Raw genomic sequence first — 14,887 nt, 5'->3', positions numbered from 1 at the left:
GCAGACGCTCCTCGGGTGCCCTGGTCGCGAAGTGGTAAGCGGCCGATTACCCGTCTATCGTGACCGCATGACGACGCTGACGTTCGAATCGCTCAACCCCGCGACCGGCGACGTGATCGGCAGCCACCCCCAGCACACCGCCGCCGACGTCCGCGAGGCCGTGGGGAGGGCCGGTGAGGCCGCCCGGTGGTGGGCCGCCCTCCCGCCGGCCGAGCGCAGGCGGCGCCTGCTCGACTACAAGGCCGTCCTGACCCGGCACATCAGGGAGCTCGCCCGGCTGATCCACGACGAGACCGGCAAACCGGTGGGCGACGCCACCCTGGAGATGGTGCTGGTCGTCACCCACCTCGACTGGGCGGCGCGCAACGCCCAGAAGGTGCTCGGCCGCCGCCGGGTCAACCCGGGCATGATCGGCCTCAACCTGGCCGCCACCCTCGAATACCTGCCGCTCGGCGTCGTCGCCGTCATCGGCCCGTGGAACTACCCGGCCTTCACCCCCATGGGCTCCATCTCCTACGCGCTGGCCGCCGGCAACGCGGTGGTCTTCAAGCCGAGCGAGCTCACCCCCGGCGTCGGCGTACGGCTGGCGGAGCTGTTCGCCGAGTCCGTCCCCGAGCACCCGGTGTTCCAGACGGTCACGGGCCTGGGCGAGACGGGCGCGGCGTTGGCGGCCGACCCGAGGGTGAAGAAGGTCGCCTTCACCGGCTCGGCAGCCACGGCCAAGCGCGTCATGGCGGCCTGCGCCGACAACCTCACGCCGCTCGTGGCCGAGTGCGGCGGCAAGGACGCGTTCATCGTCGACGCGGACGCCGACGTGGCGGCGGCGGCCGACGCGTGCCTGTGGGGCGCCCTGTCGAACGCCGGCCAGACGTGCGCGGGCGTCGAGCGGGTCTACGTGGCCGACGCCGTCTACGAGCCGTTCATGCGCGAGCTGTCCGAGCTGGTCGGCAAGGTGAAGGCGGGCGAGGACTACGGCCCGATCACGATGCCCGGCCAGCTCGACGTCATCAAGCGGCACATCGACGACGCCGTCAAGTCGGGCAGGGTCGTGGCGGGTGGCCCTGGCGCGGTGCGGGCGCCGTACGTCGACCCGGTGATCGTCGAGGACGTGCCGGAGGACTCCCCCGCGGTGCGCGAGGAGACGTTCGGCCCGACCATCACCGTGCGCCGCGTCCGCGACGCGCAGGAGGCGCTCGGCCTCGCCAACGCCTCGGCGTACGCGCTGGGCGGCACGATCTTCAGCCGCGACATCCGCCGCGCCGCCGAGCTCGCGCGCAGGTTGCGCGGCGGGATGGCCGCGATCAACTCGATCATCTCGTTCGCCGGAGTGCCGGCTCTGCCGTTCGGCGGCGAGGGCGAGTCGGGGTTCGGCCGGATCCACGGCGCCGACGGGCTGCGCGAGTTCGCCAGGGCCAAGGCCGTCACCCGGCAGCGCTTCCCGATGCCCGGGATGAACATCACGTCGTTCAGAAGAGGCCCCGCTGATCTTGAGCGGCTGGTCAGACTTGTCACGTTCTTGCACGGAAGACGAAAAAGGTAATCTTCTTACCCTTTCCAGAAAACGGATCATCAGTCCATAATTGTGTGCTCTGGGGGCCACGATCATGCTGGACGGGTGAATGTGAACCGGTCTTACCGGGGAATGACGGCTGAACAAAGGCTGGCGGACCGGCGCGAGCGGCTGATGACGGCCGCGTACACGCTATACGCCAAGCCGGGATTCACGTCGACGACGATCGAAAGGCTGTGCTCGGAGGCCAGGATCTCCAACCGCGCCTTCTACGAATGTTTCGGCGGGCGCGAGGAGCTCTTGCAGGCGTTGCACGAGCGCTGCGTGGAGGAAAGCCTCGCCGTCGTGGCCAAAGCGTTACAGGAGGCGCCGAGCACGCTTGACGGCAGAGTCAAGGCGGGGATTCGCGCGTATATCCAATTCGCCACGGCCGACTGGCGGCGGGCCCGCATCATGCACGTCGAGGTCCGCAGGTCCGGGGACGTCCTGACACTCTCGCGCCAGCGCGCGGTGGAGGCGTTCGCCCGGCTCATCCAGGACGCCGCCGAGGATTTCCCGAAGGCGCCCGCGTTGAATCGGCGGCTGCTCGCACTCGGCGTCATTGGCGCGTTACAAGAGTTGCTCATCGAATGGCTGCTCTCGGACGACCAGCCGGACATCGAGGAACTCGTCGCGGTGGCGGTGCACATCTTCACCCGCAGCCTCGACCCCGGTTGATCGCGATATCAATCGCATTCCACGGGATTAGCCGATCGGCCGGCCGAAATCTTGGATTGTCCAAGTGTCGAAAAGAGCGGGCGACGGCTGATCGTCACCCGCTCCGATATCTCAGTTCAGGCCACCGCGGCCTCGGGAACCTCGACGTTCAGGACCCGATTCAGCCGGGTCACCGCGAGCACCCGCATGATCCGCGGTGGCACCCCCCGGAGAACGAGGCGGCGTTGCACGCTCATCGCGCGCCGATGCGAGCCCACGAGAACTCCGAGACCGGTGGCGTCGATCATCTCCAGCTTGGACAGATCGAGGATCAGATCGCCGTCGCCGGAGTCGAGAGCCTTGTGCACCCGCTCGCGCACCCCGGCCGACGTCCCGGCGTCGAGCCGGGCTCCGATCCGCACCACCTGGGCCCTCGGATTGCCCCGGACTCGCATGCCACCTCCTCAGTCACGCACACCCCGTGCGTCGTCAAATCTCGGCGCAGAACGCCTGAGGGGCGTAGCCCCGTAGTCCTCCCCTACCCAGCCAGCGGCAATGACACGACTGCGGTCAGCAGGAACTCTCCATCGCCTCCCGGCTGGGCCGTCACCCTGCCGCCCACGGCGTCGAGCCGCTCACGCATGCCGGCCAGGCCGCTGCCCAGATCGAGGGCCGTATGCCGGACCACACCGTCGTTGCGGACGGACAGCTCGGCCTCGTGCTCGGTGAACCTGATCGTGATGTCGCAGTAGGTGGCGGTGCTGTGCTTGAGCACGTTGGTCACCGCCTCGCGGACCGCGTATGCGAACACCGGGGCCACCCCGTCGGGCATCTCGCGGTAGGGAAGACGCACCTCGCAGCGGACCCCGGCCGCTTCGAGCACTCCCTTCACGCTATTCAGCTCGGCTGCCAAGTCAAGCTCGCGGTACCCGCGGACGGCCTCCCGCAGCTCCCTGAGCGCCTTCCTGGTCAGCGCGTTGACCTCGGCCATCTCGGCCTTCGCCCGGCCCGCGTCCACGTCCGACAGGCGCGTGGCCAGCTCGGTCTTGACCGCGATGGCCGACAGCTGATGCCCTACGAGGTCGTGCAGGTCGCGGGCGAACCGCAGCCGCTCCTCGGCCACCGCCAGCCTGGTGTGCGCCTCTCGGCCGGCGTGCGCCTCCTCGGCGAGCCACCAGATCCACACCCACAACCGGGTGGTCAGCGGCATCAGCGCGCACCAGATGGCGTAGATCAGCGTGTAGCTGACAAGCCCTTCGGCCACACCCATGCCGGCGTCCATGCCGCTCCTCCCCGTCGCCAGGGAGAGCATGGCGAGCCCGACGGCGACCACGCCGGTGCCGGCCGAGATCAGGACCGCGCTGCGCTTGGGGACGTGCAGCGTGGCGATCGAGAGCCAGGCCACGAGGGCGTAGCCCCAGCCCATCGGCTCGGCCCCGCCCACCCCGGCCGCCACGACGGCGAGGACCGCCGCCAGCACCACCTGCCTGGTGGGGTAGCGGCGGTCCATCACCCGGGTGATGAGGCCCAAGCCGACCCAGGTGAGCCCGGCGGCGGCCGCCAGCGCGGGCCCCACGCTCCACCAGGACAGCCTGTCACCGGCGAAGGCGGCGAGGCAGGCGACGGCGATCAGCAGCCACATCAGCGCGAACGCGGCGGCCAGCATCATCCAGGTCAGCCGGCGTGCCCGCTTGAGCAATTCCACGGATCTACTTGGCGCGCAGCACGTCGGTGAGCTTGAGCCTGGCCCCCGTCCGCAGCACGGCCCTGGCGTACACCTTGGCGCCGATGGCCAGCACCGCGGCCACGGCCAGCAGCATGGCCGCCATGGACGCGCCCACCTGCCACAGCGGCACCTCGGTCGCCGCCATCCGCACCGGCATGACCATGGACGAGAACGGCGGCACGAACGACATCACCGTGGCCAGCGTGCCCGTGGGGTCGGTCGTGATGTAGAAGCTCACGAAGTACGTCAGCATGACGGTCATGGTCAGCGGCGTCAGCACGGTGTTCACCTCCTCCTGGCGCGAGACCAGCGAGGCGAGCGCGGCCGACAGCGTGGCGAAGAAGACGTACCCGAGCACGAACCAGACCAGCACGCCGGCGATCAGCCCGATGATCCCGGGCGGGAAGTCGGCGGACAGGCCCGACGCGCTCGTCGCGAGCAGACCGACCGCGAGGATCGTGACCATGTTGATCAGGCCCACCACGCCGAGGCCGGCGATCTTGCCGCCGAGCAGCTGCCAGGGCCGCACCGCGGAGAGCAGGATCTCCACGATCCGGCTGCCCTTCTCCTCCACCACGCCCATGGCGACCATCGTGACCTGCCCCATGAGGAGCATGAAGAGCACGAGGACCAGCACCACGGCGATGCCCGTGCGCGCGCCCTCGTACTGCGCGTCGGCGCCGACGGACTGCACCTGCAGCGGCGCGATGTTCACACCGGCGGCGCCGAGCTTGACCTCGCGGTTGACGCTCTGCATGAGCACGCCGAGCTCGGAGTCGATCTCCCCGTCGGTGAGCACCCTGGTGTTGTCGACGAGCACCGCGTCCACGTCGCCGTCGAGCACGGCCTGCTTGGCCGCCTCCTCGTCGGCGAACGCCCGCCACTCGAACTCCGTGTCCGGCGCGGCCTGCCGCAGCGGCAGCTGCTGGGAGTTGACCGTGCCCAGCGTGTACGAGTCGCCGCCCATGACCGTGGGCAGGAAGGAGACCGCCGCCACCAGCAGGACGGTGACCAGCAGGCCGATCACGAACCCCTTGGTCCGCACCTGCGTGACGATCTCCCGCCGCGCGATCAGCATCAGTCCGTTCACGCCACGGCCTCCTTGAAGATCTCGGTGAGGGTCGGCTGCTCGACCCCGAAGTATTCGACGTGGCCCGCCTTCATGGCGCGGCGCAGGACCTCCTGGTCGTCCACGTCGGCGGTCTCCAGGATGTGCCGGTCGCCGCGCACGGTGACCGTGCCGGGCAGGCCGTCCGACCAGCCGGGGGCGGGGTCACGGACGACGACCCGCAGCGTGTTGCTCTCGACGCCCCGCAGGTCCGCCACCGTGCCGGTGGCCACCATGCGGCCGGCGGAGACGATGCCGACGGAGTCGCACAGCCGCTCGACCAGCTCCAGCTGGTGACTGGAGAAGATGACCGGCACGCCGCCCCTGCACCGCTCCTGCAGCGCCGTGGCGAGGGTGTCGACCGCGATCGGGTCGAGGCCGGAGAACGGCTCGTCCAGGACCAGCACCGCCGGGTCGTGCACGAGCGCCACGGCCAGCTGCACGCGCTGCTGGTTGCCCAGCGAGAGCGCCTGCACGGCGTCGTTCCTGCGCTCGACGAGCCCGAGCCGCTCGATCAGGTCGGTGGCGGACTTCTTCGCCGCCTGCGCGCTCAGGCCCTGCAGCCGGCCGAAGTACTCGATCTGCTCGGTGACCTTCATCTTCTGGTACAGGCCGCGTTCCTCCGGCATGTAGCCGAACCGCCGCCGGTCGTCGTAGCCGAGCGGCCGGCCCTGCCAGCTCACCTCGCCCGAGTCGGCCTGGAGCACGCCCATGACGATGCGCATCGTCGTGGTCTTGCCGGCGCCGTTGGCGCCCACGAACCCGAACATCTCACCCGGCCGTACGGTGAAGCTGATCCCGTCCAGGGCGACCTTGCCCTCTGGGGCGTCGGGGCCGCCCGCGAAACGCTTGCGCAGGTCGCTGATCTCGAGCATCAGGTCCTCTCCTTCGTCATGGGTCAATCATGGCCTTTGCCGCATAGCCCCATGTAGTCGCGGAAATCATGGACCGCATATGGATCTCGCGTCCGATCCTGATGACATTTGTCATTACGCTGAGGCCATGACGCGCCCCGACAAGGACAAGCCGGTCGTTCTCTCACGCATCTACACTCGGGTCGGCGACGACGGCACGACGGCGCTGAGCGACATGAGCCGCACGTCGAAGACCGACCTGCGGCTCGCCGCCTACGCCGACGTGGAGGAGGCCAACGCCCAGCTGGGGCTCGCGCTCGCGTTCGGCACCCTCCCGGCCGAGCTGGCGCGGGTGCTCCGGCTCGTGCAGAACGAACTGTTCGACGTGGGGGCGGACCTGGCCACACCCGTGACGGACAACCCGGAGTTCCCGCCGCTGCGGGTGGAGCAGTCGTACATCGACCGGCTGGAAGAGCTGTGCGACCGCTTCAACGCCGGCCTCAAGCCGCTGCGGAGCTTCATCCTGCCCGGCGGCGACCCCGCCACGGCCGCGCTGCACGTCGCGCGCGTCACCGTCCGCAGGGCCGAGCGGACGACCTGGGCCGCCCTGCAGGCGCACGACGACATGAACGCGCTGACGGCGAAGTACCTCAACCGGCTGTCCGACCTGCTCTTCATCGCCTGCCGCGCGGCCCACGCCGGCGAGGAGATCCTCTGGAAGCCGGGCGGCACCCGCTGAGGGAGCCGCCTCAGGCGACGTCGAGATAGGCGCTCGGCGGGGCCGACTCCAGCCAGGCCAGGAAGCCGGTCATCGCGTCGGGGCTCATGGCGAGGGAGATGCCCCGCGTGCTGCCGTCGCAGTCGACCGCGTAGAGCCCGCCCTCGATCTCACGACGGGGGGATACGACAAGGCCGCGCCTCGCGATGGCGTGGCGCGGCCTCAGTCGGACACCCAGGAGCGGAATCCAGTGGAGCTCCCCGTCGGCATAGCGGGCTACCCCGCTCTGCCATCCCCGGTCGCCCACCCGCAGGCGGCAGGGGACGCTTCCGCGTACGCGGGCGAGCGTCACCCCCCGCAAGACGACGAGGACGGCCAGCGCAACCACGAGAACTACCACCGTCGTCACCACTGCCGCCCCCTGAGTCCGCTTGTATGTATTAAACCTCTTCGCCCGCCGCGCGCAGCCGGGCCCTGGCACGCTTGGCCTCGAGGGCCGCCTCGCCGTCTTCGTGGTCGGCCTCGATCGACGCCTGAGCCCGGTCGAGAGCGTCACGGGCAGCCGCGACGTCGACCTCGGAACCGAGTTCGGCCACCTCGGCGAGCACGGACACCTCATCGTCGGCCACGGAGATGAAACCCCCGTGCACCGCGGCCACGAGGTCGCCCTCGCCCTCCCGCTTCACGCGCAGCACGCCGCCCTCGACGAGAACGCCGAGCACAGGTGCGTGTTGCGGCATGATACCGATCTCGCCGTCCACGGTCTTGGCAATCACCATGTCGGCCTCGCCCGACCAGATCTCACGCTCGGGTGAGACAACCCCTACGCGTAGCTTCGCCACTGGTGTAGGTTCCTTTCCGATCAAGTGACGGCGCGGTCGCCCGCGCCGTCACCGTAGGTCCGGGCTCGCAGCCCTTCGACAGGGGCGATCAGCGACGCTCGAGTTCCTTGGCCTTCGCGATGGCCTGGTCGATGCCACCGACCATGAAGAACGCCTGCTCGGGCAGGTGGTCGTACTCACCCGCGCAGAGGCCCTTGAACGAGGCGATGGTCTCGTCGAGCGGAACGGTCTCGCCAGGCTGGCCGGTGAAGGCCTCGGCCGCGTACATCGGGTGCGACAGGAAGCGCTCGATGCGGCGGGCCCGCTGGACGGTGACCTTGTCCTCTTCGGACAGCTCGTCGATACCGAGGATCGCGATGATGTCCTGGAGCTCGCGGTACTTCTGCAGGATCCGCTTGGTCTCCTGGGCCACCCGGTAGTGCTCCTCGCCCACGATCTGCGGGTCGAGGATGCGGGAGGAGGAGTCGAGCGGGTCCACCGCCGGGTAGATGCCCTTCTCCGAGATCGGCCGCGACAGAACGGTCTGCGCGTCGAGGTGCGCGAACGCGTTGTGCGGGGCCGGGTCGGTGATGTCGTCGGCGGGAACGTAGATCGCCTGCATCGAGGTGATCGAGTGACCGCGCGTCGAGGTGATGCGCTCCTGGAGCACACCCATCTCGTCAGCCAGCGTCGGCTGGTAACCCACCGCGGACGGCATACGGCCGAGCAGCGTGGAGACCTCGGAACCGGCCTGCGTGAAGCGGAAGATGTTGTCGATGAAGAGCAGCACGTCCTGCTTCTGCACGTCGCGGAAGTACTCCGCCATCGTCAGCGCCGACAGCGCGACCCGCAGACGGGTGCCCGGCGGCTCGTCCATCTGACCGAAGACGAGCGCGGTGTCCTTGAGGACGTCCGCCTCCTCCATCTCCAGCCAGAGGTCGTTGCCCTCACGGGTGCGCTCGCCCACGCCGGCGAAGCACGAGGTGCCACCGAAGTTGCGGGCGACGCGGCGGATCATCTCCTGGATCAGAACGGTCTTGCCGACGCCTGCGCCGCCGAACAGACCGATCTTCCCACCCTGTACGTACGGGGTGAGCAGGTCGATGACCTTGATGCCGGTGACCAGCAGCTCCGTGCGGGACTCGAGCTGGTCGAAGGCGGGCGACGGGCGGTGGATGCCCCACCGCTCCTCGACCTTGAGGGACGCGGTGGGCACGTCGAGCGTCTCGCCCAGCGCGTTCCACACGTGGCCCTTGACGACGTCGCCGACCGGCACCGAGATCGGGCCGCCGGTGTCGATCACGGCCTGGCCGCGGACCATGCCGTCGGTGGGCTGCATGGAGATGGCCCGGACGAGGTTGTCACCCAGGTGCTGGGCGACCTCGAGCGTGAGGGTCCTGGTCTCCTCGCCGAGGGTGACCTCGACGTGGAGCGCGTTATAGATGTCGGGCATCGCATCGACGGGGAACTCCGCGTCGACGACGGCGCCGGTGACACGCGCCACGCGGCCAGTGCCGGCCGCGGCGCTTTCTACAGTTTCAACAGCCTCTGCAGTCATTTCACTCTTTCCCCGCTGCGGCGTCAGCGAGCGCGTTGGCGCCACCGACGATCTCGCTGATTTCCTGGGTGATCTCGGCCTGGCGAGCCTGGTTCATCTGCTGGGTCAGCACCCGCATCAGCTCGTTGGCGTTGTCGGTCGCGGACTTCATCGCACGCCGCCGCGCGGCCTCCTCGGAGGCCGCGGACTGCAGCAGCGCCGTGAAGATGCGGGACTCCACGTAACGCGGAAGCAGCGACTCCAGCACGTCACCCGCGGTCGGCTCGAACTCGAAGTACGGCGGGATCGTGGTGGACTCCGTCGCCTCGGTCTCCTCGATCTCCAGCGGCAGGACCCGCTTGACCACGACGTTCTGCGTGAGCATCGAGACGAACTCGGTGGAGACGATGTGGATCTCGTCGATGCCGTTGTCGTCCTTGAAGGACTCGATCAGCGTGTTCGCGATCTCCTTGGCGTCGCTGTAGGCGGGCTTCCTGGTGAAGCCGACCCAGCTGCCGCCCATCTCCCGGTTGCGGAAGGAGTGCCAGGCGACACCCTTGCGCCCCGTGACGAACGGCACCACGCTCAGGCCGCGGCCCTCCAGGTGTCCGCGCAGGGCCTCGGCCTCGCGCAGCACGTTGGCGTTGAAGCCGCCGGCGAACCCGCTGTCACTGGTGACGATGAGGACGCCCGCCTTGGCGGGGTTCTCCTTCGCCACGGTCAGCGGATGGTCGACGCTGGCCGCGTTGCTGACGACGCCCGTGACGGCGCGAGTGATCTCGCGCTCGTACGGGATCGCCGCCTGCATCCGCTGCTGCGCCCGCACGATCCGCGATGAGGCGATGAGCTCCTGGGCGCGCGTGATCTTCGCGGTCGACTTGACCGAGTTGATCCGCCGCCGCAGCAGCCTTAGCTGGGCACCCATGACCTACTTCTCCGCCGCCGGCCGGACGACCTTCTTGATCTTCTCCTGGCCGACCTCGTCGGCGCCGAGCGGCGCCACCGGCTCATCCTTGACCAGCAGCTCACCCGAAGAGGTGGTGAAGCCCTTCTTGAACTCCGTGATGGCGTCCTTGAGAGCGGTCACCGCGTCGTCGGGCAGCTCCTTGGTCTCGCGGATGCCGTCGAGAATGCCCTTGTTGGAGGACTGCAGGTAGTCGAGGAACTCGGACTCGAAGCGGCGGACGTCCTCGACCGGCACCTCGTCGAGCTCACCGGTGGTGCCGGCCCACACCGACACGACCTGCCTCTCGACCGGGAACGGCGCGTACTGGGGCTGCTTGAGCAGCTCGACCAGGCGCTGGCCGCGGTCGAGCTGAGCCCGCGAGGCCGCGTCCAGGTCGGAGGCGAACGCGGCGAACGCCTCCAGGTCGCGGTACTGCGACAGCGACAGCTTCAGCGTGCCCGCCACCTTGCGCATGGCCTTGACCTGCGCGGAACCACCGACTCGGGAGACCGAGATACCGACGTTGATCGCCGGGCGGACGCCCGCGTTGAACAGGTCGGTCTCAAGGAAGCACTGACCGTCGGTGATGGAGATGACGTTGGTCGGGATGAACGCCGACACGTCGTTGCCCTTGGTCTCGATGATCGGCAGACCGGTCATCGAGCCGGCGCCCATGTCGTCGGAGAGCTTGGCGCAGCGCTCCAGCAGGCGCGAGTGGAGGTAGAACACGTCGCCGGGGAAGGCCTCGCGGCCCGGGGGGCGACGCAGCAGCAGGGACACGGCGCGGTAGGCGTCGGCCTGCTTGGTCAGGTCGTCGAAGACGATCAGGACGTGCTTGCCCTGGTACATCCAGTGCTGGCCGATGGCCGAGCCGGTGTAGGGGGCAAGGTACTTGTAGCCGGCCGGGTCGGAGGCGGGGGCGGCGACGATGGTGGTGTACTCCATCGCGCCTGCCTCCTCGAGGCGGGCCTTGACCTGCGCGATCGTCGAGCCCTTCTGGCCGACGGCGACGTAGACGCAGCGCACCCGCTGCTCGGGGTCACCCGAGAGCCAGCCCTCACGCTGGTTGAGGATGGTGTCGACGGCGATCGCCGTCTTGCCGGTGCCACGGTCGCCGATGATCAGCTGACGCTGGCCGCGGCCGATCGGCGTCATGGCGTCGATCGCCTTGATGCCGGTCTGCAGCGGCTGCTTCACCGGCTGCCGCTGCACGACCGAGGGGGCCTGCAGTTCGAGGGCACGACGGCCCTCGGCCTCGACGGGGCCCTTGCCGTCGAGCGGGTTGCCCAGGGGGTCGACCACACGGCCGAGGAAGTTGTCGCCGACGGGCACGGACAGGACCTCGCCCGTCCGGCGGACCGTCTGGCCCTCCTCGATGCCGCTGAACTCGCCAAGGACCACGACACCGATCTCACGGGTGTCGAGGTTGAGCGCCAGACCGCGCGTGCCGTTCTCGAACTCGAGCAGCTCGTTCGCCATCGCCGAGGGAAGGCCGGAGACATGGGCAATGCCGTCGCCGGCGTCGACGACGGTCCCGATCTCCTCGCGCGCGGCGCCTTCCGGTTCGTACGCCTGGACGAAGCGCTCAAGCGCGTCCCGGATCTCGTCCGGCCGGATCGTAAGCTCCGCCATCTCTACTCTGTCTCCCTATTCGCCTAGCCGGCCAACCGGCGGCGGACTTCTTCGATTCGTCCCACAATGGTGGTGTCGATGATCTCGTCGCCGATGCGGACCGAGAACCCACCGATGACTCGCGGATCCACCTCGACGTTCAGATGTACGTCGCGGCCGTAGGAGGTGCTGAGCCAGGTGGCCAGGCGCTGCTTCTGCTGCTCGGTCAGCTCGACCGCGCTGCGCACCACCGCGACCAAGCGCTGGCGCTGCTGCGCGACCAGCAGCCCGAACTCCTCCAGGCCTGACTCCAGGCTACGTCCTCGCGGATGTACTGCGACCTGCGAGATGAGCCGCACGCTGGTCGGCGCCGTCTTGCCGCCGAGCAGGTCGCGCAGCAGCTGCCGCTTGGCCTCCTCGGGGGCGCTGTTGTTGGCGAGCGCTCGCCGCAACAGCGGATTGGCGGCCATCACCCGGCCGAAGCGGAAGAGCTCGTCCTCCACCTCGTCGAGCGTGCCCGTGCCCTCGGCCTCGGCGGCCGCGGCGACGACGCCGAGCCGTTCCAGCGCGTCCGGCAGGTCGATCCCGCTCGACCACTTCGCCGCCGCCGCGGCCTCGGCGGTGGCCACGGCGGCCTCGCTCACCTTGCCGGAGAGCAGCGCCCGCATGGTGCGCGCCCTGAGCTCGGCAGGCTTGGCCGGGTCGGACAGAGCACGGCGCAGGCTGTGCTCCCGGTCGAGCAGATCGGCGATCGCGAACAGCTCGTCGCAGAGCGTGCCGAGGTCGGCGGTACCCGCCACCGCGTTGAAACGCTCCTCGACCTCTACGAGCGAGCTCCTGCTCAGGCCTCTCATCTATCGCACCGCCTGCGCTGTGGAGTTCTCGAGGTCGTCCAGGAAGCGGTCGATCGTACGACGCTGCCTGGCCTCGTCCTCCAGGACCTCCCCCACGATCCGGCTGGCCAGATCGGCGGAAAGACGGCCGATCTCGGTGCGGAGCTGGGCGAACGCCTGCTGCCGGTCTGCCTCGATCTGCGCGTGCGCCGCCTCGACGAGGCGGCGGGCCTCGGCCTGCGCCTCTTCGCGGAGCTCGGCCTTGATCTGGGCGCCCTGCTCGCGGGCCTCCTCACGGAGCCGCGCGGCCTCGTGCCGGGCCTCGGCGAGCTGGTCGCGGTACTGCTTGAGCAGCTCCTGAGCCTCGGCCTGGGCCCCCTCGGCCCGCTTGATGCCTCCCTCGATCGCGTCGGTCCGCTCGTTCAGCACCTTCTGAATGCGGGGCGTGAGGACCTTGATGAGGAAAAAGGCGACGACAGCGAACGAGAAGATGCCGACGACGAGCTCGTAAATGTGCGGAAGGAGCGGGTTGTAGCCCTCCTCCGCCGCGAGGAGCGTAGCTGCCTTGGTCATGGACGCAGCCTTTCGTCAGGTTTCTTCGGGTCGTCAGATGGTCTGGAAGATGAAGGGCGCGACCAGACCGAGCATGGCGAGGGCCTCGGTGAGAACGGTGCCGAGAAGCATGTTCTGGCGGAGCAGACCGTAGGCCTCGGGCTGGCGGGCGATGGCCTGCACACCCTGGCCGAAGATGATGCCGACGCCGATGCCGGGGCCGATGGCGGCGAGACCGTAACCGATGGCGGTGACGTTGCCGGAGACCTCAGCGAGAACGTTCATTGCTGTTTTCCTTTACTGGACGGCCGGTGATCGGTCGTCACCGGTCTGGACACGTGGTGGGGCTGAGTTTCAGTGCTCAGGGTGCAGGGAACCGCCGATGTACATCGACGCGAGCATCGCGAACAGGAAGGCCTGCAGGAACTGGATGAACATCTCGAAAGCGGTGAAGACGATGGTCACCAGCACGCCGATGATGCCGATGGGCGCGCCCAGCGGAGTCAGCTTCTCGAAGAGGAACCAGTAGCCGACCATGCTGAAGAAGGCGATCAGCGTGTGCCCGGCGAACATGTTCGCGAACAACCGCACCGCGTGGGTGAACGGCGCGATGATCATGTTGGAGAGGAACTCCATCGGCGCCAGCAGGACGTAGATCCCCTTGGGCAGACCCGGGGGGAACATCATGTTCTTGAAGTAGCCGACAGGCCCCTGGTGCTTGACACCCAGGTAGATCTTGATGATGTAGATGGCGCCGGCGAGCACGATCGGGAACGCGAGGTGCGAGGCGACCGGGAACTGCATCAACGGGACGACGCCCATCAAGTTCCAGACGAGCACCAGGAAGAAGATGGAGAGCATGAAGCCCATCCATCGATCGGCGTCCTTGCCCAGGAAGGGCCGCGCGATCTCATCCCGGACGAACATGTAGCCCATCTCGACGACATTCTGCATGCCCCGCGGGACGAGCTTCGGCGAGGCGAAGGCGCTCCAGAAGATGGCGACCACGACGATGGCGCTCAGAACGGCCAGGATCACAGGCTTGGTCAGCCAGTAGATCCCGCCGACCGGCGCAAGCTGGAACAGCTCTTCAGGTGTCGGCGCTCTGAAAGTATCTGGATCGGCGAGGAGCGTCAGCGCGTTCACGCGGCGTTCCCTTCAAAGTGGTAGGTGATCACAAGGGTGCGGCCCTGAGCTAGCCACCGAGCTTTCGGTAGACTAGGTAGACAGCGAGCAAGACCCCCACGACGGCGCCGATGGGGAAGAAGGCGACCGTGTCGAGCCAACGATCCAGCAACCAGCCGATGCCGCCGTAGATCAGTATTCCCGAAAGCAGGGTGCTGATGATCGACCAAGCGTCGTCGGGGAAGTTGCGACCGTCGTCTTCGTTCGGTCGGTCTTTCTTTTCGCTCATCGCGGCCTTGACGATAGCAGGCAAGCGAAGGACTAGTCATATTGGACCCGTCACGGCGGTAGGACATCATCGCTCGCGCGTCTCCGCGACCGTGACCTCGGGGTCCACGTACAGCATCTTGGTCTTCAGGAACGCGCGTGCCTCGAAGCCCGTCCAGACGAGGGTGCCCACGAGGATCGACCAGGCAAAGGCCCGGAAGTCCCAGAGCGTGGTGTCGCGGAACACGGCCAGCACCAGCATGACGGCGACCACCTTGACGAGGTAGGTGCCCATCGCGACCGCGCCCATGACGTGGGGGGAGACTCGGGAGGCGAAGCCGACCGCCACCAGAGTGACGCCGAAGAAGACGGCGACCAGCACGATGCCCATCGCGGCCCCGAGCGCGCCCTTGCCGCCGGCCAGGAGGAGAGCCGCGACCACGGCCACCACCCCCACCGCCGCAGTCGGCAGTGCTGCACTCTTCAAGACGTGCACGTCCTGGGCCTGCATGGTGCTCCTCTGGAAAGTTATCAAGCGAGCGTTTGCTACCTCCAAAGCATATGCGTGCGCTGGAGGTGCCTG

General features: G+C 68.4%; 18 protein-coding genes. 3 read left to right on the top strand and 15 right to left on the bottom strand.

The features are described from left to right. Positions 1–67 precede the first annotated feature (67 nt). Together ACIBP6_RS36955 and ACIBP6_RS36950 are read left to right on the top strand one after the other, a co-directional pair. Entirely contained in the window at positions 68–1,540 is a 1,473-nt protein-coding gene (locus tag ACIBP6_RS36955; protein ID WP_397058577.1) for an aldehyde dehydrogenase family protein, read from the top strand. 75 nt (positions 1,541–1,615) lie between these two features. After that, on the top strand, positions 1,616–2,227 hold the full coding sequence (locus tag ACIBP6_RS36950; protein WP_397058575.1) for a TetR/AcrR family transcriptional regulator: 612 nt from the start codon (positions 1,616–1,618) through the stop codon (positions 2,225–2,227). A gap of 116 nt (positions 2,228–2,343) precedes the next feature. Here ACIBP6_RS36950 and ACIBP6_RS36945 read toward each other — a convergent pair whose 3' ends face one another. The 4 genes from ACIBP6_RS36945 to ACIBP6_RS36930 form a co-directional block, all read right to left on the bottom strand. Next, positions 2,344–2,661 carry an STAS domain-containing protein gene (locus ACIBP6_RS36945; RefSeq protein WP_132616688.1) on the bottom strand — a complete coding sequence of 106 codons (318 nt, stop codon included), beginning with the start codon at positions 2,659–2,661 and terminating at the stop codon, positions 2,344–2,346. An 83-nt stretch (positions 2,662–2,744) separates the two neighbouring features. After that, positions 2,745–3,911 (bottom strand): sensor histidine kinase, encoded by a 1,167-nt coding sequence (locus ACIBP6_RS36940; RefSeq protein WP_397058573.1) that lies wholly within the window; start codon positions 3,909–3,911, stop codon positions 2,745–2,747. 4 nt (positions 3,912–3,915) lie between these two features. After that, a complete protein-coding gene (locus tag ACIBP6_RS36935) occupies positions 3,916–5,022 on the bottom strand; it encodes an ABC transporter permease (protein ID WP_397058571.1) in 1,107 nt (368 codons plus the stop codon). After that, positions 5,019–5,915, bottom strand: coding sequence for an ABC transporter ATP-binding protein (locus ACIBP6_RS36930; RefSeq protein WP_397058569.1), 897 nt, complete (start codon positions 5,913–5,915; stop codon positions 5,019–5,021). The genes ACIBP6_RS36935 and ACIBP6_RS36930 overlap by 4 nt, the downstream gene beginning before the upstream one ends. 127 nt (positions 5,916–6,042) lie before the next feature. Between ACIBP6_RS36930 and ACIBP6_RS36925 the strand changes: the two genes are divergently transcribed. Further along, positions 6,043–6,633 (top strand): cob(I)yrinic acid a,c-diamide adenosyltransferase, encoded by a 591-nt coding sequence (locus tag ACIBP6_RS36925; protein WP_397058567.1) that lies wholly within the window; start codon positions 6,043–6,045, stop codon positions 6,631–6,633. A gap of 10 nt (positions 6,634–6,643) precedes the next feature. Here the strand turns inward: ACIBP6_RS36925 and ACIBP6_RS36920 are convergent, their stop codons facing one another. From ACIBP6_RS36920 to ACIBP6_RS36870, 11 genes are all read right to left on the bottom strand, one after another. Then, positions 6,644–7,012, bottom strand: coding sequence for a DUF2550 domain-containing protein (locus ACIBP6_RS36920; protein ID WP_235854595.1), 369 nt, complete (start codon positions 7,010–7,012; stop codon positions 6,644–6,646). Positions 7,013–7,052: 40 nt separating this feature from the next. Further along, complete coding sequence (locus ACIBP6_RS36915; RefSeq protein ID WP_397058565.1) at positions 7,053–7,454, bottom strand: F0F1 ATP synthase subunit epsilon; 402 nt, start codon at positions 7,452–7,454, stop codon at positions 7,053–7,055. A gap of 88 nt (positions 7,455–7,542) precedes the next feature. Continuing rightward, positions 7,543–8,991, bottom strand: a complete 1,449-nt coding sequence (atpD, locus tag ACIBP6_RS36910; protein ID WP_397058563.1) for a F0F1 ATP synthase subunit beta — start codon at positions 8,989–8,991, stop codon at positions 7,543–7,545. 1 nt (position 8,992) lies between these two features. After that, a complete protein-coding gene (locus tag ACIBP6_RS36905) occupies positions 8,993–9,895 on the bottom strand; it encodes a F0F1 ATP synthase subunit gamma (RefSeq protein ID WP_397058561.1) in 903 nt (300 codons plus the stop codon). A gap of 3 nt (positions 9,896–9,898) precedes the next feature. Beyond that, positions 9,899–11,548: a F0F1 ATP synthase subunit alpha gene (atpA, locus tag ACIBP6_RS36900; protein ID WP_397058559.1), complete on the bottom strand. Its 1,650-nt coding sequence runs from the start codon at positions 11,546–11,548 to the stop codon at positions 9,899–9,901. A 23-nt stretch (positions 11,549–11,571) separates the two neighbouring features. Continuing rightward, positions 11,572–12,381, bottom strand: coding sequence for a F0F1 ATP synthase subunit delta (locus ACIBP6_RS36895; RefSeq protein ID WP_397058557.1), 810 nt, complete (start codon positions 12,379–12,381; stop codon positions 11,572–11,574). Next, positions 12,382–12,933: a F0F1 ATP synthase subunit B gene (locus ACIBP6_RS36890; protein WP_397058555.1), complete on the bottom strand. Its 552-nt coding sequence runs from the start codon at positions 12,931–12,933 to the stop codon at positions 12,382–12,384. Positions 12,934–12,966: 33 nt separating this feature from the next. Further along, positions 12,967–13,197 carry an ATP synthase F0 subunit C gene (gene atpE / locus ACIBP6_RS36885; RefSeq protein WP_132616712.1) on the bottom strand — a complete coding sequence of 77 codons (231 nt, stop codon included), beginning with the start codon at positions 13,195–13,197 and terminating at the stop codon, positions 12,967–12,969. Positions 13,198–13,266: 69 nt separating this feature from the next. Further along, positions 13,267–14,058: a F0F1 ATP synthase subunit A gene (atpB, locus tag ACIBP6_RS36880; protein WP_132616714.1), complete on the bottom strand. Its 792-nt coding sequence runs from the start codon at positions 14,056–14,058 to the stop codon at positions 13,267–13,269. Between the two features lie 49 nt (positions 14,059–14,107). After that, on the bottom strand, positions 14,108–14,326 hold the full coding sequence (locus tag ACIBP6_RS36875; RefSeq protein ID WP_132616716.1) for an AtpZ/AtpI family protein: 219 nt from the start codon (positions 14,324–14,326) through the stop codon (positions 14,108–14,110). 66 nt (positions 14,327–14,392) lie between these two features. Continuing rightward, positions 14,393–14,815 (bottom strand): hypothetical protein, encoded by a 423-nt coding sequence (locus ACIBP6_RS36870; RefSeq protein WP_397058552.1) that lies wholly within the window; start codon positions 14,813–14,815, stop codon positions 14,393–14,395. Positions 14,816–14,887: the final 72 nt, after the last annotated feature.

Source organism: Nonomuraea terrae (genome assembly GCF_044465245.1).
Lineage (GTDB): Bacteria > Actinomycetota > Actinomycetes > Streptosporangiales > Streptosporangiaceae > Nonomuraea > Nonomuraea terrae.
The sequence above is the reverse complement of the archived record's forward strand: the minus strand, read 5'-3'. Positions and strand labels throughout refer to the sequence as shown.